The sequence below is a fragment of the Microbacterium sp. Be9 genome (assembly GCF_011754135.1).
GTDB lineage: Bacteria > Actinomycetota > Actinomycetes > Actinomycetales > Microbacteriaceae > Microbacterium > Microbacterium maritypicum_A.
This window is the reverse complement of the sequence record NZ_WNWT01000003.1, coordinates 1-25,093: the sequence shown is the minus strand read 5'-3', so window position 1 is coordinate 25,093 and position 25,093 is coordinate 1. Positions and strand designations below refer to the sequence as shown.

Here is a 25,093-nt window from a genome sequence, read left to right as displayed (position 1 = left end):
GGGCCCTCGTCAGCGCGACGGCCGGTCAGGGCGAGGGGAGGGTGAGGATCTCCGCGCCGTGCTCGGTGATCGCGATCGTGTGCTCGCTGTGGGCCGTGCGGCATCCGGTCGCACTGCGCAGAGTCCACCCGTCCGCATCCGTGCGGAGTTCGTCGGTGTCGGCCATGACCCAGGGCTCGAGGGCGAGCAGGAGCCCCGGGCGGAGCGTGTAGCCGCGGCCCGGACGCCCATCGTTCGCGACGTGCGGATCCTGATGCATGGTGGAGCCGATGCCGTGACCTCCGAACTCGAGGTTGATCGGGTAGCCCTCGGCACTCAGGACCGAGCCGATGGCGTACGAGAGATCGCCGATGCGCGCCCCCGGGCGTGCGGCGGCGATGGCTGCGGCGAGCGCGCGCTCGGTCGTCGCGATCATCGCGAGGTCTTCGACTGCGGAGCTATCGCCGACCACGAAGCTGACGGCGGCATCGGCGGAGACTCCACGGAGCGTGAGGGCCAGGTCGAGCGTGAGCAGGTCGCCGTCGGCGAGTCGATAGTCGTGAGGCATGCCGTGCAGAACGGCGTCGTTCACAGCCGTGCAGACGTAGTGCCCGAAGGGGCCCCGCCCGAACGACGGCGCGTAGTCGACGTAGCAGGATTCGGCGCCGGCCTCCTCGATCATCTCGCGGGTCCATCGGTCGAGGTCGAGCAGATTCACGCCGACCTCGGCGCGGGTCTTCAGCGCCTGCAAGATGTCGCCGACGAGCGCACCGGCGGCCCTGGCGCGGACGAGCTCCTCGGCGTTCAGGATCTCGATCATGGGTGTTCCTCCGTGTCGTTCGATGCGGCTTCGCTGATCCAATAACTATCCCGGTAATACTATCCCGGTATTAGAATGGGCGTCATGATGGTCCGCATGCCTCTGAGCCCGGCCGACGTCGAACGCGGCGAGCGTCTGGGAGCGTTGCTGCGCCGCGCACGCGGTGAACGATCGATGCTGGCGGTCGCGCTGGATGCCGGCATCTCCCCCGAGACGCTGCGGAAGATCGAGTCCGGCCGCGTGGCCACGCCGGCCTTCTCGACCATCGCTGCAGTGGCCGATGTGCTGTGCCTCTCGTTGGATGCGGTGTGGGCCGAGGTCGGCTCGCGCTCCGCAGACTCGGGCGCGCAGAGAATCGCCTCCTGAGCTCCGGATGAGCACGGGCTTTCGTCCCCTCCTCTGCTCCAATTCTCCGTCGCGGCCGCCCGTCGTTCGATCCCCCTTCCTCGTGTCGCGTGAACCGCGCACACGCCCGGCCGTCGCGCAAGCCCGGTGACGCACACAGGAAGTCGTGTTTAGCTCGGGGGATTGTCGACTTGGGGGAGTGAGACGTTTGTCACAGAGTGATCGGCCGGAGAAGAGCAAGGCATCCGCGGACAACATCCGCGTGAGTGTGATCGTCCCGGTGTACCGGCCCGGGCCCTCGTTCGACGACCTCATCGCGTCGCTCGATCGACAGACCCTCGGCACAGCCTCGCTCGAGGTGCTCCTGTGCGACGACGGCTCGGGCGAGCCCACCGGTGCACGTCTGGCAGCCATCGCCCGCGACCGCCCCCATGTGCGGGTGCTGTCGCTGGAGCACTCCGGCTGGCCCGGCATGCCTCGCAACCACGGCGTCGACGCTGCTCGCGGAACGTATGTGCAGTTCGTCGACCAGGACGACTACCTGTTCGACGGTGCGCTCGAGAAGCTGTGCGATTATGCCGACCAGCACTCGTCCGATGTGATCGTGGGCAAGGAGGTGGGCATCGGCCGTCGTCTGCCGAGCCGGATCTTCAGCCACGACGTCCCCGACGCGGTCCTCGGAACCGACCCGCTCCTGGAGATGCTCACCCCGCACAAGATGTTCCGCACCTCCTTCCTCCGGGCGAACGGCATCCGCTTCCCCGAAGGAAAGGTGCGCCTCGAGGATCACCTGTTCGTGATGCAGGCGTACTTCGCCGCGTCGACGATCTCGATCCTCGCGAGCGAACCCTGCTACGCCTGGGTCAAAGAACCGGGCAGCGCGAGCTCTTCTCGCATCGACCCGGAATCGTACTTCCCCCATCTCGAGACGGTGCTCGACCTCGTCGAGGCGCACACCGAGCCCGGAAAGCTACGCGACCGGCTTCTGCGGCACTGGTTCCGCGGCAAGATCCTGAAGCGGCTCTCCGGTCGACAGATGGCCCGCTATCCGAACGACTACCGCGACCGCCTGCTCGACGTCGTCACTCCCCTGGTGCAGAAGAAGTTCGGGCCGGGCGTCGATGCCGGTCTCGGCCTGCCGCATCGGATCCGCGCGAGCCTGCTCCGGGCCGATCGACGCGAAGACCTGTTGGCGCTTGCGCAGTTCGAGGCCGGGATCACCTGTCACGCGGCGGTGACCGAGGCACGCTGGTCTCGTGGAGGCGGCCTGCACCTGACGCTGCGCGTGACCCTCACGAGCGAAGGGCATGATGCCTTCGTCTTCGAAACCACGGTCGTCGAAGTTCCTGTGGCGGAATCCCCCGACCCGGACCCCCGGGCATCCGTCTCCCAGAACTCCGTCCCCCGGAACTCCGTCTCCAAGAAGAAGAAGAAGAAGGTGACGCGCCTGACCTCGCTTCCCGTCTCGACGATCGACGGCCTTCCGGAGACGCTTCTCGTCGCCGACCGCGAGCTTCGCAATGATCGGGTCGACCTCTTCCTCACCGACGGTGAGACCGGTGCCGAGCGCCGCATCGGAGGCCGCCACCCTCGCAACCTCGACGCCGCCCGCGTATCGATCGACCCTGTGAGGGTCTTCGGCCCGGACGACGAATCGCGTGGAGGCGCTCTGACCGTGAAGGTCCGGCGCGCGGGATGGACCTTCGAGACGCCACTCGTCGCCGCCCCGGCGGTGCTCGCCCGCGCGGGAAAGTCGCCCCTGCTTGCCGGCCGAAGCTGCACGCTCGCGGCCGGGGATGACGGCACGGTCGAGCTTCGCCGCGAATGGCCGGGCGGTCGCGTCAAGGACTTCGCCGGACGCGCTGTCCGTCGGGTCCGAGCACTCGCGCGGCGCCGCTGACACCACCCCACTCCGGCGCTCTCCTTCACCATCCCCGCATCGGCGTGCCTGCCCGCCACCAGCCCTGCCCGCCGTCAGCCCTGCCCGCCACCAGCCCTGCCCGCCACCAGCGGAGTCACCGCAGAGCCGCTCGTGCGACGACGCGCATCGCTGGAGTGATCGAGCCGAACGCTCCCGGCGATGAGAGTGCGCACAGGATCTCGATCACCCGCCCCGCCGCGTCTCGGTGATCGAAACGGCGGTCCGCACCGTCCTCCTGACGCGATCGCAGCGACCATTCGAAGCCCCATGCTCCGCCTCGTCGCCCCTCCGCTACGGCCGCCTCACCGCGTTCGATGAACTCGGGAAGCTCATCGAACGTGGCGACCGAGCCATCGGCGACGGCCAGCAGCGCCAGGGTCACCGTGCGCGGCTGCCCGCTGGGGAACATCGCCTCTCTTCCGATCGCGCGTACGGCCTCGACGATCCGCGCGAATGCACCCAGCCCGCCCTTCGCCAGTGCCTGCCCGCGGTGAGTGACCATGACGCGCCCGCGAAACCGGCGGACCGCCTTCGTGCGACGTGCGAGCAGCACCAGGGACTCCGCGGGGTCGGGCCGGCCGGGAGGCGCCGCGTCCGGCCAGCCGAGGGCCTCGACGGCGCGGGCGGCGACCGTGCGGGGCAGCCATCCGTCCGCCGCATCCTGCTCGACCCCGTCGGCACCGATCTGCGCCATCAGCGCCCGCACCCCCTCCGTCGCGGTCTCCACCGTCGTCGAACCAGCCATCACCGAATCACCCGTCACCGAATCGGGCGGTGCGGCGTCGATCAGCCCTGTGTCTTCGAGGTGCGCGAGAAGAGTCAGTCGACGCACCGGACTCAACGACTCGCACAGCGACGCCAGCGGTGAGGGGTCGCGCAGGGCGTCGCCGACCACTCCCCCCATCGACGGGTCGAGGCGCGGCTGCACCAGGCCGAAGCGCTGTGCGAGCTCGAACTCCACATGCTCCGCCCGGAACGGCGGTCGTCGCGTCTGCCAATCCCCCGGAACCCGCTCATCCTCGTCAGCAGGGCCCGCATCGACGACGGTGACCCGCGGATCGCCCATACGGGTCTCGAACGGACCGGTGATCGTCACGTCGACCGACTCGGCGACGCCGGGGATCGACACCTGCTGCGTGCGACATCGCCAGGGCAGGAGATCGATGAGGGGTGGCGGGTCGGATTCCTCCTCGCTCTCCGGGACGTCGGGTTCGCGCCCGAGACTGAGGCGGTACGCCTCCACGACCCAGTAGGAGGGGGCGTCGCGTGGCACGCGGAGGACTCGGGTGAGTTCAGGACGATCGGCGACAGACAGCCCGACGTGAAGTGCCCACGTCACGTGCACATGTTCAGAGAGGTTCATCCGCGCAACGCTAGAGCGCCGCCGACTGCACTCCCCGCCCCGGAAGCACGAGGTGTCGACAACTCGTCGAACACGGAGGCTGTGCAGGAGAGCCGCAACGACGAGCAGCCGCGTGGCCCCACGCGATCTACCGTTCGGCGAGCAGTTCCACGAGACGCGCCGCCTCGCCCTCCGGCATCCGGTACCCGTGCTCCGTTGCCGGGTAGACGCCAGCGCGCACCTCGGCCGTATACGCCTCGACACCCGTGATCGCGGCAGCGCGCAGATCGGCGTAGCGCTTCACGAACTTGGCCGCCCCGCCGTCGTAGAGACCGAGCAGGTCGTGGAAGACGAGTACCTGCCCATCGGCATCCGCACCGGCGCCGATGCCGATCACCGGGATGTCGAGCCGCGGCACGAGGGCAGCGGTCACCTCGGAGGGCACCGCCTCGACCACGAGCATCGAGCACCCGGCCGCCTGCAGCGCGAGGGCGTCGTCGATCACGGTCAGCGCGGTCTCGGCGGTGCGCCCCTGAGCACGGTATCCACCGAGCGCGGTGGCGGTCTGCGGCGTGAGCCCGACATGTCCGACGACCGGGATCCCCGCCTGCACGAGCGCACGCGCCCGGTCGACGGTCGTGCCGCCACGTTCGATCTTGACGAGGTCGCAGCCGGCCTCTTTGACGAAGCGCTGCGCGGTCGCGATGGCGATCTCGTCGGAGGCCTCGTACGATCCGAACGGCAGATCGCCGACGAGCAGCGGAGCAGTGAGTCCGCGCCTCACCGCCGCGGTCAGCATGAGCATCTCGTCGATCGTGACCGGCACCGTGCTGTCGTAGCCGAGCACCGTCATCGCCGCGGAGTCGCCCACGAGCACGACATCGACGCCGGCGGCCTCGACGATCTGCGCACTCGGGTGGTCGTAGGCGGTGACCATGACGATGGGTTCACGAGCCGACCTCTTCGCGGCGAGGGTCGCGAGGGTGACGCGGGGGCGGGGATCGGCGTGAGCACTCATGCGCGAGTCTCCGTATCGGTGGGATTCGTGTCGATGGAGTCCGCGGCATCGGCGACACGCAGGACGTGGTTGTCGATCAGACGGGCAGCGCCCACGTGCGCGGCGACCGCGAGGAGGGCGTCCCGGTCGACACGAGCGAGGGGGCGGAGCGTCTCGGCGTCTCGGAGTTCGAGGTACTCGGGGTCGATCTCCGCCTCGCCGAGCACGTCGCGCGCGGCGGAGAGGATGCTGCCCGCGTCGCGGTCACCCGCCTCGAGTATCGCGAGCCCGGCGTCGAGGGCGCGGTTCAGCGCCACCGCCTGTGCACGAGCGGCGGAGTCGAGGTAGACGTTCCGCGAGCTCATGGCGAGTCCGTCCGCCTCCCGCACGATGGGACACGCCACGATCCGCACATCGAGATCGAGGTCGCGCACGACGCGGCGCACGACGAGCACCTGCTGCGCATCCTTCTGCCCGAAGTAGGCGGTGTCGGGACGGACGATGCCGAACAGCTTCGTGACGACCGTGGCGACGCCGTCGAAGTGGTGCTCCCCACGGCTCGCGCCGTCGAGAACGTCGGTGAGACCTGCGACGTGGATGTTCGTCGCGAACCCGTCGGGATAGATCTCGGACGCGTCCGGAGCGAAGAGGATGTCGACCCCCTCGGCTTCGGCGAGCGCGGCATCGCGAGCCTCATCGCGCGGATACGCACCGAGGTCTTCGGTGGCGCTGAACTGGGTCGGGTTGACGAAGAGCGAGACGACGACGAGGTCAGATCCTTCGCGCGCGGTGCGCATGAGGGAGAGATGACCGTCGTGGAAGGCGCCCATGGTGGGAACGAGGCCGACCGTCTTGCTCTCGGATCTGGCGTCGCGGATCGCGGCCCGGACCTCGGGGATCGTGCGGAGGATTCTCATGCGGATGCCTCCTCGGTTTTCGTGATGAGGGTGGTGGCAGCAGGGCGTGCGGCGATCGCACGGGTGGCTGCAGCGAGCGCGTCGAACAGATCGGAGAGATCGAGCTCTTCGGCGGCAACGCGTTGACGCGCGACCGTCGCCTCGTCGCCGCGGGCGATGGGTCCGGTCAGGACAGGTGCCGCGCCGTTCGTCGCCCAGTTCTCGACCGTCCGGCGGACCAGCGGGGCCAGGAGCGCCCGTGCTTCGTCGTGGGGGATGCCTGCCGCCGAGGCCAGGCCTTCCGCGGCGTCGAGCACGGTGAGGATGAAGTTCGAGGCGTAGGACGCGGCCGCGTGATAGCTCGCGCGCTGCGCGTCGTCGACCGCGAAGGGACGCGCGCCGAGGGCGACGGCGAGCTGCTCCCCGATGTGACGCGCTTCTGGTGTGCGGCCGGCGATCGCGGCACCGATGCCACGGAACGCCTCGGGGCCCTCCGCGCCGGTGAAGGTCTGCAGCGGATGGAGGCTGAAGTCCACATCCGTGAGCGCAGTCGCGCCGGAGACATGTCCGAGGAAGCGCGTGTGGGACCGGGCGACGGCCGCAGCCTCGGCAATGACCGCATCAGGGACGCACAGGAGCACGATGTCCGCATCCGGGATCCGTCCGTCGCGTCCGATCGGGCCGAGCACCTCGATCTCCGCCGCCCGCAGAGCCCGCACGAGTACGCGTCCGAGACGACCGGCGCCGACGATGGCGATGGTCGTCCCTGGTGCGAGAGAGGCGGATGTGTGCATGTCGATTCCCCGGCCGGATCACGCGGTTCGGGTGCCAGAAGTATCCGCCTCGCGCAGCATCCAATCCAAATCGGGGAGCAGAACAGCAACACTTTCACGGAGAAAGGTTGTTCATCTGCACGATCAATTCGCTCGAAGATTGGCTTTTCGCCCTCCGTGGGATCGACGGCCCCAGAGGCGCAGGAAGAGCGATCGCTACTTCCGGCTCCTTCGCCTCATGACGATGGAGATGGCACTGAGCACCGCGAGAAAGATCAGCGTGAACCACATGATTTCCACGGTTCCACCAGACGCACGCCTCTCAATCGCGCGGCACCGAGTCGAGCAACCCGGGGAAGAGCGCGTCGAGATCGTCGCGCCGCAGCGTCAGCATCCGGCGGATCCCTGCCGTTCTATCTCGTCGCGGCTGCCGTGACGGGCATGGGATTCGGCACGGCGTTCTCGGGAGTCGTGGCATCGCTGGCACCGCGGATCCCGGCGACGCAGCGCGCCGACACGTTCGCCGTGATCTACCTGCTGGCGTACCTCGCGTTCGGAGTACCGGCGGTCATCGCCGGCTCGCTGGTCGGAGTCGTCGGCCTCGAAACGGTGTGTGTGGGCTACGGGATCGCCGTGATCGCCCTGGCCGGGATCGCCCTCACGCTGCGTATGCGCCGCGCGGCATAGACGCACGGGCGCCGCTCAGCGCACGACGAGCTCGGGGGTGATCAGTGCGTGCGCCGACCCCGCCTGAAGGGTGCGCGGGGCGACGATCTCCCCCGTCGGGCCCATGAGGAGTTCGAGGACGGCCGTCGCCACATCCTCGGGCCGTTGCTCGACGCTCGAGAAGCCCAGAGCCTCGGCCGTCGGGGTGTTGTCGAAGCCGATCACGGGAAGCGAGAGCCCGGCAGCGGCGACAGCCAGCAGCGCACCGACCGCGAGTGAGTCGCTGGCGCAGACGAGAGCGTCGGGCACGTGCCCCGCGGCGAGCGCCGCGTCGACACAGGCACGCCCGAGGGGAACCCCCTCCTCCGCGGTGAGCCGTTCGCCCTGCGCTCCGGCCGCGGCCATCGCCTCGCGCCAGCCGCGCTCCCGGTCGTCACCCGTGCCCGATCCCGTCGGCCATCCGAGGAACGCGACGCTGCTGCCGTGGGTCAGCGCGTGCTCGGTCGCGGCGCGCGTTCCCGCGGCGCCGTCGACATCGACCCAGAGGTGGCGCGGGTCGGCGATGTCGTCCTCCCCCCACGGCCGACCGAACGAGATGAAAGGCAGCCCGTCCTGATCGAGGCTGCGCACGCGCGGATCGTCGCGCGAAGTGCCGGTGATGATCGCAGCATCGATCTCCGACCCCTCCCAGAGCTCCGACAGTCTCTGGATCTCTTCTTCCCGCGTGCGTGCGGCATAGACGAGCATCCGCATCCCCCGCTCGCTCGCGCGCTCGGTGATCGCGTGCACGAAGCGGTCGAGGACGACGCCGGAGATCCCGCCGAGGTACGGATCGAGGCGGATGCCGATCGTCGAGCTGCGCCGCAACCGCAGCTGTCGCGCAGCCGCGTGACGTCGATAGCCGAGCTCGTGGATCGCCGCGATGACGCGTTCCCTGGTCGCCGGGCGGACGATGTCGGGAGTGTTGAGCACGTTCGAGACCGTCTGCCGGGAGACGCCCGCGCGCTCGGCGACGTCTTCGACGGTCGGCGCCTTCGCCATCGCACCTCCTCGTTCACGCCCGGGTTGACACTCCCCGCGACTCCCGCTTAGCCTATTCCACGCAGAGTTTGATCGTTCAAATTTCTGCGACGAACCCGCACGGTCCTCCCGAGGCCGTCGCCCGCAGTGACTCATCAAAGGAGAGAGACCATGACACGGCACACCACTCGCGCAGTCTTCGGTACCGGGGCGGTGCTGCTCACCAGCGCGCTCGTGCTCACCGGCTGCGGCTCCGGTTTCGCCGGAGACGACCAGAAGGCGGACGACGAGGGGCTCACCTCTTCCGACGACGCGCTCACCGTCCTGATCGGCTCGTCCGGTGACGCCGAGACATCCGCTGTGCAGTCCGCCGTCGACGCCTGGTCGGCCGAATCCGGCATCAAGGCGAAGGTGCAGACCGCGACCAACCTCGACCAGGAGCTGTCGCAGGGCTTCGCCGCCGGCGACCCGGCCGACCTGTTCTACCTCTCCGCCGACCAGGCCTCGGGCTACGCGGCCAACGGATCGCTCAAGGCCTACGGCGACGAACTCGCCAACAAGGACGACTTCTACCCGTCGCTCGTCGAGAACTTCACGGTCGACGGCACGTTCTACTGCGCGCCCAAGGACTTCTCCACCCTGTCGCTCATCATCAACACGCAGATGTGGACCGACGCCGGGCTCACCGACGCCGACCTCCCGAAGACCTGGGACGACCTCGCCGCGGTGGCGCAGAAGCTCACGACCGCGGATCACGTCGGTCTCGCCTTCGGCGCCGAGTACCAGCGCGTGGGCGTCTTCATGGCACAGGCGGGCGGCGGTCTCGTCGACGACGGCACGGTCATCGCCGACGATGCCGCCAACGTCGAGGCCCTGGACTACGTGAAGTCGCACCTCGTCGACGGCACGTTCGCGTACGCCAAGGATGTCGGGGCCGGATGGGGCGGCGAAGCGCTCGGCAAGCAGTCCGCCGCCATGGTGATCGAGGGCAACTGGATCACCGGAGCGCTCTCGAACGACTACAGCAGCCTGCAGTACACGGTCGCCGAGCTTCCCGAGGGCGCCGCCAGCAAGGGCACGCTGCAGTTCACGAACTGCTGGGGCATGGCTGCCGACAGCCCGAACCAGCAGGCCGCCCTCGACCTGGTCGAGTACCTGACGAGCGCCGACAGCCAGCTCGCCTTCTCGAAGGCATTCGGTCCGATGCCGTCCATCAAGTCCGCCGCCGCGGACTGGACCTCGGCGAACCCCGAGCTGGAGCCGTTCCTCGCAGGCGCGGAGTACGCGCAGTTCCCGCCGAACCAGGCCGGGACCGCCGACGTCATCGCCGACTTCAACTCGCAGCTCGAGTCGCTGAAGACGTCCGACCCGAAGACGATCCTCGACTCCGTCCAGTCGAACCTCGAAGCGGTCGTCAAGTAGCCATGGCGATCAAGGCAGCGCCTCGCCGCGGCAGGGCCTCCGGGCTCCGCCGCGGCGAGGCGGCAGCCGGATGGCTGTTCACGGCGCCGGTGATCGTGATCCTCGGCGTCTTCCTCCTCATCCCCGTCCTCATGGCGCTCTGGGTGAGCGTCTCGGACTGGGGCGGTCGCGGCAGCCCCCTCTCCGGTTCGGTCTCGTTCGTCGGCGCCGACAACTTCGCCGCCGTCCTCACCGACGGCGGTCTCGCGACCAAGGATTTCGGCACATCGCTGCGCAACAACGCCTGGTACGTGCTGCTCGTCGTCCCGCTGCAGACCGCGCTCGCGCTGTTCCTCGCGATCCTCGTGAACCGCGCCATGCTCCGCGGCCGGGGATTCTTCCGCACCGCCTATTACTTCCCCTCCGTGACCAGCACCGTCGCGATCACCGTGCTGTGGATGTTCCTGTTCACCTCGAGCGGAGCCGTCAACGATGTGCTCTCCTGGTTCGGCATCAACGGCCCCAACTGGTTCAACGATCCACGCGGCATCCTGCATCTGGCGCTCGGCACGGTCGGCGTCGATGCCGGCCCCGCGGCCCTCACCCAGGGCGGCACGCTCGGAGTGTCGTGGTGGGAATGGCTCGCCGGCCCCTCTGTCGCGATGAGCGCGTACATCCTGATGGCGATCTTCACGACCTCCGGAACGTTCATGCTCATCTTCCTCGCCGGTCTTCAGAACCTCGGCGCCGACGTCGACGAGGCCGCCATGATGGACGGCGCGAACGGCTGGCAGCGGTTCTGGCGCATCACGTTGCCCCAGCTGCGCCCGACCCTGTTCACCGTGCTCACCCTCGGCCTCATCGGCTGCTGGCAGGTGTTCGACCAGATCTACACGGGCACCAGGGGAGCACCGAGCAAGACCACGCTCACCCCGGCCTACCTCTCGTACCAGACCGCGTTCCAGAACCAGGAGTGGGGGCAGGGAGCGGCTATCGCGTTCATCCTGTTCGTCATCATCGTGATCTTCACGCTCCTGCAGCGATGGGTGCTGCGTGATCGGCCGGTCTCGAAGCGTCGCATCCGCGCGTACGCGTCCTCGTCCTCGTACGCGTCATCGTCCTCGTCGAAGGGAGCCTCGTCATGAGGCGGCTCTCGTCGAAGCAGCTGACCTGGCAGATCGCGCTCTACGCGCTGCTGATCATCCTCGCGGTCATCTACATCTATCCCTTCCTGATCCAGGTCGCGACGAGCTTCAAGACCGATGAGGATGCCGCGTCCAGTGGGATCACGCTCATCCCCGACGTGTGGACGTTCGCCGCGTACGAGCGCCTGTTCCGCAACTCCGACTTCCCCTCGTGGTTCGTGAACAGCGCGATCGTGACGATCTTCGTCACGGCCGGGCGCGTGTTCTTCAACTCGCTCGCCGGGTACGCACTGGCTCGACTCCGCTTCCGCGGGCGGGGTGTCGTCTTCGCCGCCCTGGTCGCCGTGATGTCGGTGCCGACCGTCGTGCTGCTGATCCCCAAGTTCCTCGTGATCAACCAGCTCGGCATCTTCAACTCGTATGCCGGGATGATCCTGCCGCTGCTCGTCGACGCGGCAGGGGTGTTCATCATGAAGAACTTCTTCGAGTCGATCCCCGAGTCGGTCGAGGAGCAGGCCCGCATCGACGGTGCCGGCACGTTCCGGCTGTTCTGGTCGGTGGTGCTGCCGATGGCGACGCCGGCGCTCGTGACGATTGTGATCCTGTCGTTCCAGGGCTCCTGGAACGAGCTCAGCCACTTCATCGTGTCCACCAACGACCCCGCCCTGACGACCCTGACCAAGGGCGTCGCATCCCTGGCCAGCGGCGGACTCAGCCAGGGCACCCAGTACCCGCTCAAGCTGGCGGCCGCACTCATCATGACGATCCCCGTCGCCGTGATGTTCTTCGTCTTCCAGCGCCGCATCATGAACTCCACAGAAGGAGCCGTCAAGGAATGACCCCCACCCCGCCCCTCCAGCCGCTGCTGGACGACGCCGTGATCATGCTCGAGGCACCGACCCAGGCATGGTCCGACGATGTCGGCCGCATGGGCACCGCTCCGATCCACGGCATCTACCACGGCGACGTGCGACACATCCGGAGCATCGAGACCACGGTCGACGGCACCGCGCTCGAATCCATCGGATGCACGTCGCCGGTGCCGCAGCAGGCGCTCCTGACGGATCTGCTCCGCGGGCTCGACGACGAATCGGCCGATCCGAAGGTGCGGATGGATCGCGACCGGCGGGTCGCCGCCGGTGCCTTCTCCGAGCGGATCACGGTCGCGTCGCACCTCGGCACCCCGGTTCCGATGACCCTCACCGTGCGCATGGTCCCGGACTTCGCGCCGATGCAGCAGGTCAAGGCCGGGCTCGCCGCCGATGCGGCCTGGACCTGGGACGGATCCGTCTGCCGCGCGGGAGAGGCGTCGTTCGCGCTCACCGCCCCCGAGGCCACGGTGGCCGAGGACGGAGACGCCTTGGTGCTGCGGTGGGATGTGGTGGTCCCACCGCGAGGCTCTGCCGCCGTGGTCTGGACGGTTGACCTCGACGACCCCTCCCTCGTCGTCACCGCCGCGCTGCCGTCGCGCGCGCCGCAGCCGACCGTTCCCACCGACTCGCGCGCGGCGCGCTGGATGGAGCAGGCAACCGCGGATCTCTCCGCGCTCCGCCTCGCCCTGCCCGCGCACCCGGAGGACGCGTTCTACGCCGCCGGAGCGCCCTGGTTCTTCACGCTGTTCGGACGGGACTCGCTCTGGGCCGCACGGCTCGCGCTCGCGATCGACCCCGACATGGCGGCCTCCACCCTGCGCGTGCTGGCGCGCCTGCAGGGCACCGCGCACGATGCGTCGACGGCCGAGGCTCCGGGCAAGATCGCGCACGAGCTGCGGAGCGGCGCCCTCTCGCTGCCCAACGAGGGCGTGCATCTGCCGCCGCTGTACTACGGCACCGTCGACGCGACTCCGCTCTGGGTCTGCCTGCTCGCCGACGCCCATGCCGAGGGGATGTCCGAGCGCGAGGTGCGGGCATTGCTCCCGGCTCTTCGGGCGGCGCTCACCTGGATGACGGTGCACGGCGACGCGTCGGGCAGCGGCTTCATCGACTATGCGGACGAGTCGGGCCACGGCCTCGCGAACCAGGGGTGGAAGGACTCTGGCGACTCGATCCAGTGGCGCGACGGGCGCCTGGCCGAGGGCCCCATCGCGCTGAGCGAGGTGCAGGGCTACGCCTACGAAGCCGCCATCCGTGGTGCCGACCTGCTCGACACGTTCGGTGAACCCGGCGCGGCCGAGCTCCGTACGTGGGCCGCAGATCTTCGCTCACGCTTCCGCGCCGCCTACTGGGTGACCACGCCCGAGGGCCGCTACCCGGCCATCGCCCTCGACGCGCACGGCGCCCCTGTCGACACCCTCACGAGCAACATCGGACACCTGATCGGAACCGGCATCCTCGACCCGGAGGAGGAACAGGCCTGTGCGGCACTGCTGACGGCTCCGAGCATGTCGAGCGGCTACGGCATCCGCACGATGTCGACCGAAGCCGCCGGCTACTGGCCGCTGAGCTATCACGGCGGCAGCGTCTGGGCACATGACACCGCGATCGCCGTGCACGGCATGATGCGCGCCGGGCTCGACACCGACGCGCGGATGGTCGCCGAGCAGCTGCTCGACCTCGCGGAGGGCTTCGAGTACCGCGTTCCCGAGCTGCACGCGGGCGATGCCCTCGTTCCCGGTGGCGCGCCCCTTCCCTATCCCGCGGCCTGCCGCCCGCAGGCATGGTCGGCCGCAGCCGCGGTCGTCGTCGCGCAGGCTCTGGGCTAAAGCGGGTCGATCGGCTGAGCGGGGCGATCGGCTGAGCGGTCGGCGGTTGGGCGGTCGGCGGTTGGGCGGTCGGCGGGGTTCGGCCTCAGCCGATCGTCCGGCCGTCCTTCCAGACGGTGCGCACGAGCGGCACTCCCGGACGGTAGGCGAGGTGGATGCGCGTCGGTGCGCCCAGCAGCACGAGGTCGGCCCTGGCACCGGGCGCGATCACGCCGATGTCGTCCCGACGCAGCGCCTTCGCGCCGCCGGCGGTCGCCGCCCACACGGCTTCGGCCGGGGTCATCCCCATGTCGCGCACGGCGACCGCGATGCAGAACGGCATCGATGAGGTGAAGCTCGAGCCCGGGTTCGTGTCGCACGCCAGCGCTACGGTCACTCCCGCGTCGATCAGACGGCGCGCGTCCGGATACGGCTGCCGCGTCGAGAACTCGACTCCCGGCAGCAGCGTGAGCACGGTGTCGGATCCGGCGAGGGCATCGATGTCGGCATCCGTCAGGTACGTGCCGTGGTCGATGGATGCCGCGCCGAGCTCGACGGCCAGCCGCACGCCCTCGCCCGGGCCGAGCTGGCTCGCGTGCACGCGGGGCGCGAGTCCGCGCGCGATGCCGGCCTCCAGCACGCGCCGCGACTGCGCCACCGTGAACGCACCGGTCTCGCAGAAGACGTCGATCCACTTCGCGTGCGCAGCGCAGGCGTCGAGCATGGGACCCGTGACCAGATCGACGTACTCGTCGGCGCGGTCGGCGTACTCCGCCGGGACGACGTGCGCCCCGAGGAATGTCACCTCGGGCGTCACCTCGGCGGCCAGGCGCACCAGGCGCTCCTCGTCGGCGACGCTCAGCCCGTAGCCGCTCTTGATCTCGACCGTCGTGGTGCCCTGTGCGAGCATCTCGTCGAGGAAGCCCCGCAGACGTGCGCGCAGCTCGTCATCGCTCGCGGCGCGGGTGGCGGCGACGGTGGAGCGGATGCCGCCCGCGGCGTACTTCTGCCCCGCCATGCGCGCCTCGAACTCGGAGGCACGATCGCCCCCGAAGACGAGGTGGCTGTGGCTGTCGACGAAGCCCGGGATCACCGCGCGACCCCCGGCGTCCACGACCTCGTCGGCGGTCGGCGCCTCCGCGGCGGCGCCGACCCACGCGATCCGCTCGCCCTCGATCAGCACTGCGGCATCGGTGAGGGTCCCGGTGGGGTCGTCACCCGTAGCGACGTTTGTGGTCAGTTCCGCGATGTTCGTGATGAGCGTTGCCATGTCCTGAGCCTGTCAGAGCATCGGGACCTTGAGGCCGCGCTCGCGGGCGACCTCGCGGGCGTGCTCGTAGCCGGCGTCCACGTGACGCATTACGCCGGTACCCGGGTCGTTCGTCAGCACGCGCTCCAGCTTCTCGGCCGCGAGTTCCGTGCCGTCGGCGACGGTGACCTGACCGGCGTGGATGGAGCGGCCGATGCCGACACCGCCGCCGTGGTGCAGCGACACCCACGAGGCGCCGGAGGCCGTGTTGAGTAGGGCGTTCAGCAGCGGCCAGTCGGCGATCGCGTCGGAGCCGTCCTTCATCGCCTCGGTCTCGCGGTACGGCGACGCCACCGAGCCGGAGTCGAGGTGGTCGCGCCCGATCACGATCGGAGCTGACAGCTCGCCCGACGCGACCATCTCGTTGAACTTGAGTCCAGCGAGATGGCGCTCCTTGTAGCCGAGCCAGCAGATGCGGGCGGGCAGCCCCTCGAAGTGCACCTTCTCGCCGGCCTTCTCGAGCCAGCGGTGCAGGGCGGCGTCTTCGGGGAAGAGCTCGGCGATCGCGCGGTCGGTCTTGTAGATGTCTTCCGGGTCGCCGGAGAGCGCTGCCCAGCGGAACGGTCCGCGTCCTTCCTCGAACTGCGGGCGGATGTACGCCGGCACGAATCCGGGGAACTCGAACGCACGGGCGAAACCGCCCAGCTGCGCTTCGGCACGGATCGAGTTGCCGTAGTCGAACACCGCGGCCCCCGCATCCTGGAACGCCACCATCGCCTCGACGTGAGCGGCCATCGACGCACGCGAGCGGCGGGTGAACTCCTCGGGGTCGCGCTCGGCTTCCGCCTTCCAGTCCGCCACGGCGATGCCGAGCGGGAGGTAGGCGAGCGGGTCGTGGGCGCTGGTCTGGTCGGTCACGATGTCGATCGGCACACCGCGACGCCGCAGCTCGGGGAACACCTCGGCCGCGTTGCCGACCACGCCGACCGAGAGGGCGTCGCCCGCCTCCTTGGCGGCGACCACGCGGGCGACGGCCGCGTCGAGGTCGGTCGTGTACTCGTCGAGGTAGCCGTGCTCCACGCGCCGGATGAGACGGGACTCGTCGACGTCGACGATCAGCACCACCCCGTCGTTCATGGTCACGGCCAGCGGCTGGGCACCGCCCATCCCGCCGGCTCCGCCCGTGAGGGTGAGCGTGCCACGGAGCGAGTCGCGGCCGAGCGAGCGGGCGACGGCGGCGAACGTCTCGTAGGTGCCCTGCAGGATGCCCTGCGTGCCGATGTAGATCCAGGATCCGGCGGTCATCTGCCCGTACATGATGAGGCCGAGCTCTTCGAGCTTGCGGAACTCCGGCCAGGTCGCCCAGTCGCCGACCAGGTTCGAGTTGGCGATGAGTACACGCGGTGCCCACTCGTGCGTGCGGAAGACGCCGACCGGCTTGCCCGACTGCACCAGCAAGGTCTCGTCGGGCTCGAGCTCGTCGAGGGTGCGCACGATCGCGTCGTATGCGTCCCAGCTGCGGGCGGCCTTGCCGGTGCCGCCGTAGACCACCAGGTCTTCGGGGTGCTCGGCCACCTCGGGGTCGAGGTTGTTCATCAGCATGCGCTTGGCGGCTTCCGCGCCCCAGCTCTTCGCGGTGCGCTGGTTGCCCCGGGCGGCCCGGACGACGCGGGGTCCCGAGACCGGAGCGTCGGATGCGGAGGTGTCGGATGCGGTGGTGTCGGATGCGGTGGACTCAGCCATGAGCGTGCTCCTTTGCGATGCGGGCGACGTCGCCCGACTGGACGAGGGCGGTGACGGCTTCCATCTCCAGTGAGAGGAAGCGGTCGGGTCCGGGGCCGTCGGCCACGGTGCGAACCAGGTCGCGCACGGCTCCGGTCGCGGGTCCGGCCTGCAGCGGGGCGCGCAGGTCGAGGGCGCGGGCGCCGGTGAGGATCTCGATCGCGAGCACACGGCCGAGGCCGTCGATCGCCCGGCGCAGTTTGCGGGCGGCCGCCCATCCCATGGAGACGTGATCCTCCTGCATCGCGGAAGAGGGGATCGAGTCGACGGATGCCGGCACCGCGAGGCGCTTGAGCTCGGAGACGATTCCGGCGGCCGCGTACTGCGCGATCATGAGGCCGGAGTCGACGCCGACCTCGTCTGCGAGGAAGGGCGGAAGCCCGTGACTGCGGGCCGGATCCAGCGCGCGATCCGTGCGACGCTCGGAGACCGAGGCGACGTCGGCGACCGAGATCGCGAGGAAGTCGAGGACCGCCGCGACCGGAGCGCCGTGGAAGTTGCCGTTCGACTCGATGCGTCCGTCGAGGGTGATGACGGGGTTGTCGATGACACTGGCGAGCTCGCGTCCGGCGATCAGTGTCGCATGGGCGAGGGTGTCGCGCGCGGCGCCATGCACCTGGGGCGAGCAGCGCAGCGAGTAGGCATCCTGCACCCGGCCGTCGTCGGGCCCCTTGTGGCTCGCGACCATGGGGGAGTCACCGAGGAATGCGCGCAAGTTGGCGGCGGATTCGGCCTGACCCGTCTGCGCACGAAGCGCCATCAGGTCAGCCGCGAACACCGCGTCGGTGCCGAGCTGCGACTCGACCGACATCGCCGCGGCGAGGTCGGCGGTGAGCAGGAGCGTCTCGAGGTCGTGGAGTGCGAGCACCAGCATGCCGAGCATGCCGTCGGTGCCGTTGATGAGCGCGAGCCCCTCCTTCTCGACGAGGGTGAGCGGCTCGATGCCGGCGGCGGCGAGGGCCTCGGTGGCGGGGAGCAGTGCGCCGGATGCATCGCGGACCTCTCCCTCCCCCATCGCAGCCAGGGCGATGTGGGCGAGAGGTGCGAGGTCGCCGGAGCAGCCGAGCGAGCCGTACTCGCGGACGACAGGCGTGATGCCCTCGTTGAGCAGCGCGGCGTAGGTCTCGACGACGACCGGACGCACGCCAGTGCGGCCGGAGGCGAGGGTCTGCAGCCGCAGGAGCTGGAGTCCGCGCACGACCTCGCTCTCGACCTCGGCCCCGGTGCCCGCGGCGTGCGAGCGGATCAGGCTGGCCTGCAGCTGCATGCGACGGTCGGGGGCGATGAAGGTGGTCGCGAGAGCGCCGAACCCGGTGGACACGCCGTAGTGCGGGTTCGGGTCCGCCGCGAGACCGTCGATCACGCGACGGGTGTCGGCGACGCGCGCGAGCGCATCCGCGTCGAGCTGCACTGGTGCGTTGCGACGGACGACGGCGACGACATCGGCGGGAGACAGCGGGGCCGCTCCGACCAGCACGGGGGCGAGTTCAGTCATGGTTCGATTCCACACCCGACGTGTGGCCGGGGACACCCGTTCGTGCCATGCTGTGTCTGTGATCCCAGACAAGACGGAGAGCGCGAAGGTGCCGGTGGTGGAGGTGCCGGAGGTGGAGGTGCCGGCGGTGGAAGCGCTGACCGCGCAGCAGCCGACCGCGCAGGTGCCTGCGGCGGAAGTGCCGACCGCGCAGGTGCCTGCGGCGGAGAACACGCTCCGCATCCTGAGCTATCTCGCCGGACGGCCCGCACCCGTGGCGGCGTCGGCGATCGCGCGCGAGCTCGAACTGCCCCGGTCCACGGTCTATCACCTGCTCACCACCCTGGCCGCTCACGGATTCGTGCTGCACCTGCGCGAGGAGAGACGCTGGGGGCTCGGCACCTCAGCTTTCGAGCTCGCCGGCGGTTACACCCGCCAACAGCCTTTGGCGCGAAGGGGCCGTCCTCTGGTGGCTGCGCTCTCGGACCGGTTGGGGGAGAGCGCGCACCTGGCGGTGATGAGCGGTGGGGACGTGCTGTACATCGTCGAGGAACGCGCACCTCGGAGGCCGGCGTTGGTGACGGATGTGGGTGTGCGGCTTCCCGCGCACCTCACGGCTTCGGGCCGCGCGATGCTGGCGGCGCTCCCCCGCGAGCAGGTGCGGGCGCTCTATCCGGACGTCTCGGCGTTCCCCGATCGCACGGGACTCGGGCCTCGCACGCCGCGCGAACTGCGCGAGCTGCTCCGCGATGTGCGGACGAGGGGATATGCGACGGAGAACAGTGAGATCGCGGACGGGCTGCGCAGTGTGGGCGCTGCAGTTCTCGATGCTGCCGGCTGGCCGGTTGCCGCGGTGGCGGTGACGTGGGGCCGTGCGGATCTGGATGAGGACCTGCTCGCTGCCGCTGTGCAGGAGTGCGCGGCCATGCTCGAGGCACGTCTGAAGCGCTGACCGGCGTCGCGACGGTCGTGTCAACGCAGAAGAGCCACCCCACGAGGGATGGCTCTTCGTGCTCTCCTCGAGCACAACGCAAGAAAGCCACCCAGCATTGGGTGGCTTTCTTGTTTAAAAGGAGTCCGGCGGTGTCCTACTCTCCCACAGGGTCCCCCCTGCAGTACCATCGGCGCTGTGAGGCTTAGCTTCCGGGTTCGGAATGTAACCGGGCGTTTCCCTCACGCTATGGCCGCCGAAACACTATTGATGTTTCAATCAAACACATAACAAAGTCATTGTTGTTATGCGGTTCTCGACCGTACATCGAGAACCACTCAGTGGACGCGTAGCACCAACAAACGGTGTGTTATCAAGTCATCGGCTTATTAGTACCAGTCAGCTGCATGCATTACTGCACTTCCACATCTGGCCTATCAACCCAGTAGTCTGGCTGGGAGCCTCTCACCCGAAGGTATGGAAATCTCATCTTGAGGCCGGCTTCCCGCTTAGATGCTTTCAGCGGTTATCCATCCCGAACGTAGCTAATCAGCGGTGCTCCTGGCGGAACAACTGACACACCAGAGGTTCGTCCAACCCGGTCCTCTCGTACTAGGGTCAGATCCTCTCAAATTTCCTACGCGCGCAGCGGATAGGGACCGAACTGTCTCACGACGTTCTAAACCCAGCTCGCGTACCGCTTTAATGGGCGAACAGCCCAACCCTTGGGACCTACTCCAGCCCCAGGATGCGACGAGCCGACATCGAGGTGCCAAACCATGCCGTCGATATGGACTCTTGGGCAAGATCAGCCTGTTATCCCCGAGGTACCTTTTATCCGTTGAGCGACAGCGCTTCCACAAGCCACTGCCGGATCACTAGTCCCGACTTTCGTCCCTGCTCGACCTGTCAGTCTCACAGTCAAGCTCCCTTGTGCACTTACACTCGACACCTGATTGCCAACCAGGTTGAGGGAACCTTTGGGCGCCTCCGTTACTTTTTGGGAGGCAACCGCCCCAGTTAAACTACCCACCAGGCACTGTCCCTGAACCGGATTACGGTTCGAAGTTAGATATCCAGAGTGACCAGAGTGGTATTTCAACAATGACTCCACACGAACTAGCGTCCATGCTTCAAAGTCTCCCACCTATCCTACACAAGCCACACCGAACACCAATACCAAGCTGTAGTAAAGGTCACGGGGTCTTTCCGTCCTGCTGCGCGTAACGAGCATCTTTACTCGTAATGCAATTTCGCCGAGTTCGCGGTTGAGACAGTTGGGAAGTCGTTACGCCATTCGTGCAGGTCGGAACTTACCCGACAAGGAATTTCGCTACCTTAGGATGGTTATAGTTACCACCGCCGTTTACTGGGGCTTAAATTCTCAGCTTCGCCTTGCGGCTAACCGGTCCTCTTAACCTTCCAGCACCGGGCAGGCGTCAGTCCGTATACATCGTCTTGCGACTTGGCACGGACCTGTGTTTTTAGTAAACAGTCGCTACCCACTAGTCTCTGCGGCCTCCAAACGCTTTCGGGAGTAAATCCCTATACGCCGAAGGCCCCCCTTCTCCCGAAGTTACGGGGGCATTTTGCCGAGTTCCTTAACCACGATTCTCTCGATCTCCTTGGTATTCTCTACCTGACCACCTGAGTCGGTTTGGGGTACGGGCGGCTAGAACCTCGCGTCGATGCTTTTCTTGGCAGCATAGGATCACCCACTTTTTATCCGCATCGTGTCTCAGCCTATGTGAATCGCGGATTTGCCTACGACTCGGCCTACGCACTTGCACCAGGACAACCATCGCCTGGCTTGGGCTACCTTCCTGCGTCACACCTGTTAATACGCTAACCGCACCAGAATGGGGTCGTGCGCTAGGCCCAGAGCGTCACCCCGAAGGGATCAGTCACTGGGATTCAGACACTTAGCACTACTGGATTAGCTTGGGCGGTTCTTCGCCGGTACGGGAATATCAACCCGTTGTCCATCGACTACGCCTGTCGGCCTCGCCTTAGGTCCCGACTTACCCAGGGAAGATTAGCTTGACCCTGGAACCCTTGGTCTTTCGGAGGACGTGTTTCTCACACGTCATTCGCTACTCATGCCTGCATTCTCACTCGTGTAGCCTCCACGGCTGGTTTACACCGCCGCTTCGCTGGCCACACGACGCTCTCCTACCCATCAACACGGCTGGACCACGAAGGCCTACCAATAATGTCAATGCCACAACTTCGGTGGCGTGCTTGAGCCCCGTTACATTGTCGGCGCGGAATCACTTGACCAGTGAGCTATTACGCACTCTTTCAAGGGTGGCTGCTTCTAAGCCAACCTCCTGGTTGTCAAGGCAACTCCACATCCTTTCCCACTTAGCACGCGCTTTGGGACCTTAGTTGGTGGTCTGGGTTGTTTCCCTCTCGACTATGAAGCTTATCCCCCACAGTCTCACTGCTGCGCTCTCACTTACCGGCATTCGGAGTTTGGCTGACGTCAGTAACCTTGTAGGGCCCATCGGCCATCCAGTAGCTCTACCTCCGGCAAGAAACACGCAACGCTGCACCTAAATGCATTTCGGAGAGAACCAGCTATCACGAAGTTTGATTGGCCTTTCACCCCTATCCACAGCTCATCCCCTCAGTTTTCAACCTAAGTGGGTTCGGTCCTCCACGACGTCTTACCGTCGCTTCAACCTGGCCATGGATAGATCACTTCGCTTCGGGTCTAGGACATGCGACTGAATCGCCCTATTCAGACTCGCTTTCGCTACGGCTACCCCACACGGGTTAACCTCGCCACATATCGCTAACTCGCAGGCTCATTCTTCAAAAGGCACGCTGTCACCCCTACTAAGGAGGCTCCAACGGTTTGTAAGCAAACGGTTTCAGGTACTATTTCACTCCCCTCCCGGGGTACTTTTCACCTTTCCCTCACGGTACTTGTCCGCTATCGGTCATCTGGGAGTATTTAGGCTTATCAGGTGGTCCTGACAGATTCACACGGGATTTCACGGGCCCCGTGCTACTTGGGATACTCTTCGCGCCAAGAGAAGCATTTCGACTACGGGGTTGGCACCCTCTATGACCGGCCTTTCAAGACCGTTCGTCTATACCTTCTTGTAACGCCGCCACCTCGGCAGAGATGACTGAAAAGTCCCACAACCCCCAACGTGCAACGCCTGCCGGCTATCACACACGCTAGGTTTAGCCTGTTCCGGTTTCGCTCGCCACTACTAACGGAATCGCGGTTGCTTTCTCTTCCTGTGGGTACTGAGATGTTTCACTTCCCCACGTTCCCTCTACCCGCCCTATATATTCAGGCGGGAGTCACTAGGTCGGCACGCCGCCCAGCGGGGTTTCCCCATTCGGACACCCTCGGATCAAAACTTGCTTATCAGTTCCCCGAGGCTTATCGCAGATTGCTACGTCCTTCTTCGGCTCCAGATGCCAAGGCATCCACCGTTTGCTCTTAAAGACTTGAAATCACATGAGTTTGAATCAAAAACTCGACCCCATCCGAAGATGGAATCTGAAATTGACTAATGATCTTTAAGATCATCTTGTGCAACTGACCGAAGCCAGCTGCAAGATGCTCGCGTCCACTGTGTAGTTCTCAAAGTACGGGCGGTGCCCCTATCCACAACCCCACACGGGGGAAACAGAAAGAGGCCCAGAGGTTCAGACCAGATCCCGAAAGATCCGCATCCGGTCCCTCAGGACCCAACAGCGTGCAGGTGCGACATCCGCCACCCTCCCCGTTCCAACCACCGAAGTGGCGTACTGGAGAAGAACAACATCCTTCGCACCATGTCAAATGTTCCACCCATGAGCTCCCAGCGAGAAACGAACGTTCTCGATCTGGGTTCTGGACACCCGAAAGTGTCAGATGCTCCTTAGAAAGGAGGTGATCCAGCCGCACCTTCCGGTACGGCTACCTTGTTACGACTTAGTCCTAATTACCGATCCCACCTTCGACGGCTCCCTCCACAAGGGTTAGGCCACCGGCTTCAGGTGTTACCGACTTTCATGACTTGACGGGCGGTGTGTACAAGACCCGGGAACGTATTCACCGCAGCGTTGCTGATCTGCGATTACTAGCGACTCCGACTTCATGAGGTCGAGTTGCAGACCTCAATCCGAACTGGGACCGGCTTTTTGGGATTCGCTCCACCTCGCGGTATTGCAGCCCTTTGTACCGGCCATTGTAGCATGCGTGAAGCCCAAGACATAAGGGGCATGATGATTTGACGTCATCCCCACCTTCCTCCGAGTTGACCCCGGCAGTATCCCATGAGTTCCCACCATTACGTGCTGGCAACATAGAACGAGGGTTGCGCTCGTTGCGGGACTTAACCCAACATCTCACGACACGAGCTGACGACAACCATGCACCACCTGTTTACGAGTGTCCAAAGAGTTGACCATTTCTGGCCCGTTCTCGTATATGTCAAGCCTTGGTAAGGTTCTTCGCGTTGCATCGAATTAATCCGCATGCTCCGCCGCTTGTGCGGGTCCCCGTCAATTCCTTTGAGTTTTAGCCTTGCGGCCGTACTCCCCAGGCGGGGAACTTAATGCGTTAGCTGCGTCACGGAATCCGTGGAATGGACCCCACAACTAGTTCCCAACGTTTACGGGGTGGACTACCAGGGTATCTAAGCCTGTTTGCTCCCCACCCTTTCGCTCCTCAGCGTCAGTTACGGCCCAGAGATCTGCCTTCGCCATCGGTGTTCCTCCTGATATCTGCGCATTCCACCGCTACACCAGGAATTCCAATCTCCCCTACCGCACTCTAGTCTGCCCGTACCCACTGCAGGCCGGAGGTTGAGCCTCCGGATTTCACAGCAGACGCGACAAACCGCCTACGAGCTCTTTACGCCCAATAATTCCGGATAACGCTTGCGCCCTACGTATTACCGCGGCTGCTGGCACGTAGTTAGCCGGCGCTTTTTCTGCAGGTACCGTCACTTTCGCTTCTTCCCTGCTAAAAGAGGTTTACAACCCGAAGGCCGTCGTCCCTCACGCGGCGTTGCTGCATCAGGCTTGCGCCCATTGTGCAATATTCCCCACTGCTGCCTCCCGTAGGAGTCTGGGCCGTGTCTCAGTCCCAGTGTGGCCGGTCACCCTCTCAGGCCGGCTACCCGTCGACGCCTTGGTGAGCCATTACCTCACCAACAAGCTGATAGGCCGCGAGCCCATCCCCAACCGAAATTCTTTCCAGACGCAGACCATGCGGTCACGTCACATATCCAGTATTAGACGCCGTTTCCAGCGCTTATCCCAGAGTCAGGGGCAGGTTGCTCACGTGTTACTCACCCGTTCGCCACTGATCCCACAGAGCAAGCTCCGTGTTCACCGTTCGACTTGCATGTGTTAAGCACGCCGCCAGCGTTCATCCTGAGCCAGGATCAAACTCTCCGTAAAAAAGAAATGCATACCCCACCGGGAAAACGGTGACGCAGCGAGTTTGATGCTGACCAAAGAGACAAATTCATTGCTGACTTCATCCATTGCCAACCCCACAAGGAGGTTGGTCTTTGATCCAAAGGAATTCTCACCCAGCCGAAGCTAGACGAGGATAATTTGGCATTTGACAAGTGCACGCTGTTGAGTTCTCAAGGATCGGATGCTCCCACGACCCAGCCATCACAGCCAGGCCCGAAGGGCAACTTCTCTATCTTACC

General features: G+C 66.2%; 18 protein-coding genes and 3 rRNA genes. 9 read left to right on the top strand and 12 right to left on the bottom strand.

Annotation, left to right across the window (positions count from 1 at the left end; all coding sequences use genetic code 11):
* Positions 1–25 precede the first annotated feature (25 nt).
* Positions 26–799, bottom strand: coding sequence for a type I methionyl aminopeptidase (gene map / locus GLO27_RS02960; RefSeq protein WP_167253527.1), 774 nt, complete (start codon positions 797–799; stop codon positions 26–28).
* A gap of 87 nt (positions 800–886) precedes the next feature.
* Between map and GLO27_RS02955 the strand changes: the two genes are divergently transcribed.
* Together GLO27_RS02955 and GLO27_RS02950 are read left to right on the top strand one after the other, a co-directional pair.
* Positions 887–1,165 carry a helix-turn-helix transcriptional regulator gene (locus tag GLO27_RS02955; protein WP_029260145.1) on the top strand — a complete coding sequence of 93 codons (279 nt, stop codon included), beginning with the start codon at positions 887–889 and terminating at the stop codon, positions 1,163–1,165.
* A 178-nt stretch (positions 1,166–1,343) separates the two neighbouring features.
* On the top strand, positions 1,344–3,044 hold the full coding sequence (locus GLO27_RS02950; protein ID WP_208323520.1) for a glycosyltransferase family A protein: 1,701 nt from the start codon (positions 1,344–1,346) through the stop codon (positions 3,042–3,044).
* Positions 3,045–3,159: 115 nt separating this feature from the next.
* Here the strand turns inward: GLO27_RS02950 and GLO27_RS02945 are convergent, their stop codons facing one another.
* From GLO27_RS02945 to GLO27_RS02930, 4 genes are all read right to left on the bottom strand, one after another.
* Positions 3,160–4,428, bottom strand: a complete 1,269-nt coding sequence (locus tag GLO27_RS02945) for a hypothetical protein (protein WP_167253523.1) — start codon at positions 4,426–4,428, stop codon at positions 3,160–3,162.
* Between the two features lie 127 nt (positions 4,429–4,555).
* Positions 4,556–5,425 carry a 3-methyl-2-oxobutanoate hydroxymethyltransferase gene (panB, locus tag GLO27_RS02940; protein WP_167253521.1) on the bottom strand — a complete coding sequence of 290 codons (870 nt, stop codon included), beginning with the start codon at positions 5,423–5,425 and terminating at the stop codon, positions 4,556–4,558.
* Positions 5,422–6,321 (bottom strand): pantoate--beta-alanine ligase, encoded by a 900-nt coding sequence (gene panC, locus GLO27_RS02935; protein WP_167253519.1) that lies wholly within the window; start codon positions 6,319–6,321, stop codon positions 5,422–5,424. The genes panB and panC overlap by 4 nt, the downstream gene beginning before the upstream one ends.
* Positions 6,318–7,094, bottom strand: a complete 777-nt coding sequence (locus tag GLO27_RS02930) for a Rossmann-like and DUF2520 domain-containing protein (RefSeq protein ID WP_167253517.1) — start codon at positions 7,092–7,094, stop codon at positions 6,318–6,320. Before GLO27_RS02930 ends, panC begins: the two co-directional genes overlap by 4 nt.
* Positions 7,095–7,317: 223 nt before the next feature.
* On the opposite strand from GLO27_RS02930, the gene GLO27_RS02925 reads away from it, so the two are divergent.
* On the top strand, positions 7,318–7,509 hold the full coding sequence (locus tag GLO27_RS02925; protein WP_167253509.1) for a hypothetical protein: 192 nt from the start codon (positions 7,318–7,320) through the stop codon (positions 7,507–7,509).
* A 5-nt stretch (positions 7,510–7,514) separates the two neighbouring features.
* Positions 7,515–7,760: a hypothetical protein gene (locus tag GLO27_RS02920; RefSeq protein WP_243844722.1), complete on the top strand. Its 246-nt coding sequence runs from the start codon at positions 7,515–7,517 to the stop codon at positions 7,758–7,760.
* Positions 7,761–7,775: 15 nt separating this feature from the next.
* Here the strand turns inward: GLO27_RS02920 and GLO27_RS02915 are convergent, their stop codons facing one another.
* Positions 7,776–8,780: a LacI family DNA-binding transcriptional regulator gene (locus GLO27_RS02915; protein ID WP_167253515.1), complete on the bottom strand. Its 1,005-nt coding sequence runs from the start codon at positions 8,778–8,780 to the stop codon at positions 7,776–7,778.
* A 150-nt stretch (positions 8,781–8,930) separates the two neighbouring features.
* Here GLO27_RS02915 and GLO27_RS02910 point away from each other — a divergent pair, with 150 nt between their 5' ends.
* From GLO27_RS02910 to GLO27_RS02895, 4 genes are read left to right on the top strand one after another with little or no spacing between them, the layout of a single operon-like run.
* Complete coding sequence (locus tag GLO27_RS02910) at positions 8,931–10,181, top strand: extracellular solute-binding protein (RefSeq protein WP_167253513.1); 1,251 nt, start codon at positions 8,931–8,933, stop codon at positions 10,179–10,181.
* 2 nt (positions 10,182–10,183) lie between these two features.
* Positions 10,184–11,305: a sugar ABC transporter permease gene (locus GLO27_RS02905; protein WP_021198442.1), complete on the top strand. Its 1,122-nt coding sequence runs from the start codon at positions 10,184–10,186 to the stop codon at positions 11,303–11,305.
* Positions 11,302–12,144 (top strand): carbohydrate ABC transporter permease, encoded by an 843-nt coding sequence (locus GLO27_RS02900; protein ID WP_021198443.1) that lies wholly within the window; start codon positions 11,302–11,304, stop codon positions 12,142–12,144. Before GLO27_RS02905 ends, GLO27_RS02900 begins: the two co-directional genes overlap by 4 nt.
* A complete protein-coding gene (locus GLO27_RS02895) occupies positions 12,141–14,006 on the top strand; it encodes a glycogen debranching N-terminal domain-containing protein (protein WP_167253511.1) in 1,866 nt (621 codons plus the stop codon). Before GLO27_RS02900 ends, GLO27_RS02895 begins: the two co-directional genes overlap by 4 nt.
* 85 nt (positions 14,007–14,091) lie before the next feature.
* On the opposite strand, the gene hutI is transcribed toward GLO27_RS02895, so the two are convergent.
* The 3 genes from hutI to hutH are packed head-to-tail and all read right to left on the bottom strand — an operon-like array spanning position 14,092 to position 18,511.
* Positions 14,092–15,255 (bottom strand): imidazolonepropionase, encoded by a 1,164-nt coding sequence (gene hutI / locus GLO27_RS02890; RefSeq protein ID WP_021198445.1) that lies wholly within the window; start codon positions 15,253–15,255, stop codon positions 14,092–14,094.
* Positions 15,256–15,267: 12 nt separating this feature from the next.
* The gene (gene hutU / locus GLO27_RS02885) at positions 15,268–16,977 is read right to left on the bottom strand and encodes a urocanate hydratase (RefSeq protein ID WP_021198446.1); all 1,710 of its coding nucleotides are present in this window, start codon (positions 16,975–16,977) and stop codon (positions 15,268–15,270) included.
* Positions 16,970–18,511, bottom strand: coding sequence for a histidine ammonia-lyase (gene hutH / locus GLO27_RS02880; RefSeq protein ID WP_021198447.1), 1,542 nt, complete (start codon positions 18,509–18,511; stop codon positions 16,970–16,972). The genes hutU and hutH overlap by 8 nt, the downstream gene beginning before the upstream one ends.
* A gap of 193 nt (positions 18,512–18,704) precedes the next feature.
* Here hutH and GLO27_RS02875 point away from each other — a divergent pair, with 193 nt between their 5' ends.
* Positions 18,705–19,442 (top strand): IclR family transcriptional regulator, encoded by a 738-nt coding sequence (locus tag GLO27_RS02875; RefSeq protein WP_292777204.1) that lies wholly within the window; start codon positions 18,705–18,707, stop codon positions 19,440–19,442.
* 123 nt (positions 19,443–19,565) lie between these two features.
* Here GLO27_RS02875 and rrf read toward each other — a convergent pair.
* The 3 genes from rrf to GLO27_RS02860 all read right to left on the bottom strand — a co-directional run bounded on the left by rrf (position 19,566) and on the right by GLO27_RS02860 (position 24,833).
* Positions 19,566–19,682 (bottom strand): 5S ribosomal RNA (rrf, locus tag GLO27_RS02870).
* A gap of 108 nt (positions 19,683–19,790) precedes the next feature.
* A 23S ribosomal RNA gene (locus GLO27_RS02865) occupies positions 19,791–22,895 on the bottom strand.
* A gap of 414 nt (positions 22,896–23,309) precedes the next feature.
* Positions 23,310–24,833: ribosomal RNA gene (locus tag GLO27_RS02860) — 16S ribosomal RNA — on the bottom strand.
* Together the 16S, 23S and 5S rRNA genes form the textbook arrangement of a ribosomal RNA operon.
* Positions 24,834–25,093: the final 260 nt, after the last annotated feature.

What these genes read in the sequence shown, in the direction of transcription:
- map (WP_167253527.1), bottom strand. Translation starts at nt 799, where the DNA reads ATGATCGAGATCCTGAACGCCGAGGAGCTCGTCCGCGCCAGGGCCGCC.
- GLO27_RS02955 (WP_029260145.1), top strand. Translation starts at nt 887, where the DNA reads ATGGTCCGCATGCCTCTGAGCCCGGCCGACGTCGAACGCGGCGAGCGT.
- GLO27_RS02945 (WP_167253523.1), bottom strand. Translation starts at nt 4,428, where the DNA reads ATGAACCTCTCTGAACATGTGCACGTGACGTGGGCACTTCACGTCGGG.
- panB (WP_167253521.1), bottom strand. Translation starts at nt 5,425, where the DNA reads ATGAGTGCTCACGCCGATCCCCGCCCCCGCGTCACCCTCGCGACCCTC.
- panC (WP_167253519.1), bottom strand. Translation starts at nt 6,321, where the DNA reads ATGAGAATCCTCCGCACGATCCCCGAGGTCCGGGCCGCGATCCGCGAC.
- GLO27_RS02930 (WP_167253517.1), bottom strand. Translation starts at nt 7,094, where the DNA reads ATGCACACATCCGCCTCTCTCGCACCAGGGACGACCATCGCCATCGTC.
- GLO27_RS02925 (WP_167253509.1), top strand. Translation starts at nt 7,318, where the DNA reads ATGGAGATGGCACTGAGCACCGCGAGAAAGATCAGCGTGAACCACATG.
- GLO27_RS02920 (WP_243844722.1), top strand. Translation starts at nt 7,515, where the DNA reads ATGGGATTCGGCACGGCGTTCTCGGGAGTCGTGGCATCGCTGGCACCG.
- GLO27_RS02915 (WP_167253515.1), bottom strand. Translation starts at nt 8,780, where the DNA reads ATGGCGAAGGCGCCGACCGTCGAAGACGTCGCCGAGCGCGCGGGCGTC.
- GLO27_RS02910 (WP_167253513.1), top strand. Translation starts at nt 8,931, where the DNA reads ATGACACGGCACACCACTCGCGCAGTCTTCGGTACCGGGGCGGTGCTG.
- GLO27_RS02905 (WP_021198442.1), top strand. Translation starts at nt 10,184, where the DNA reads ATGGCGATCAAGGCAGCGCCTCGCCGCGGCAGGGCCTCCGGGCTCCGC.
- GLO27_RS02900 (WP_021198443.1), top strand. Translation starts at nt 11,302, where the DNA reads ATGAGGCGGCTCTCGTCGAAGCAGCTGACCTGGCAGATCGCGCTCTAC.
- GLO27_RS02895 (WP_167253511.1), top strand. Translation starts at nt 12,141, where the DNA reads ATGACCCCCACCCCGCCCCTCCAGCCGCTGCTGGACGACGCCGTGATC.
- hutI (WP_021198445.1), bottom strand. Translation starts at nt 15,255, where the DNA reads ATGGCAACGCTCATCACGAACATCGCGGAACTGACCACAAACGTCGCT.
- hutU (WP_021198446.1), bottom strand. Translation starts at nt 16,977, where the DNA reads ATGGCTGAGTCCACCGCATCCGACACCACCGCATCCGACACCTCCGCA.
- hutH (WP_021198447.1), bottom strand. Translation starts at nt 18,511, where the DNA reads ATGACTGAACTCGCCCCCGTGCTGGTCGGAGCGGCCCCGCTGTCTCCC.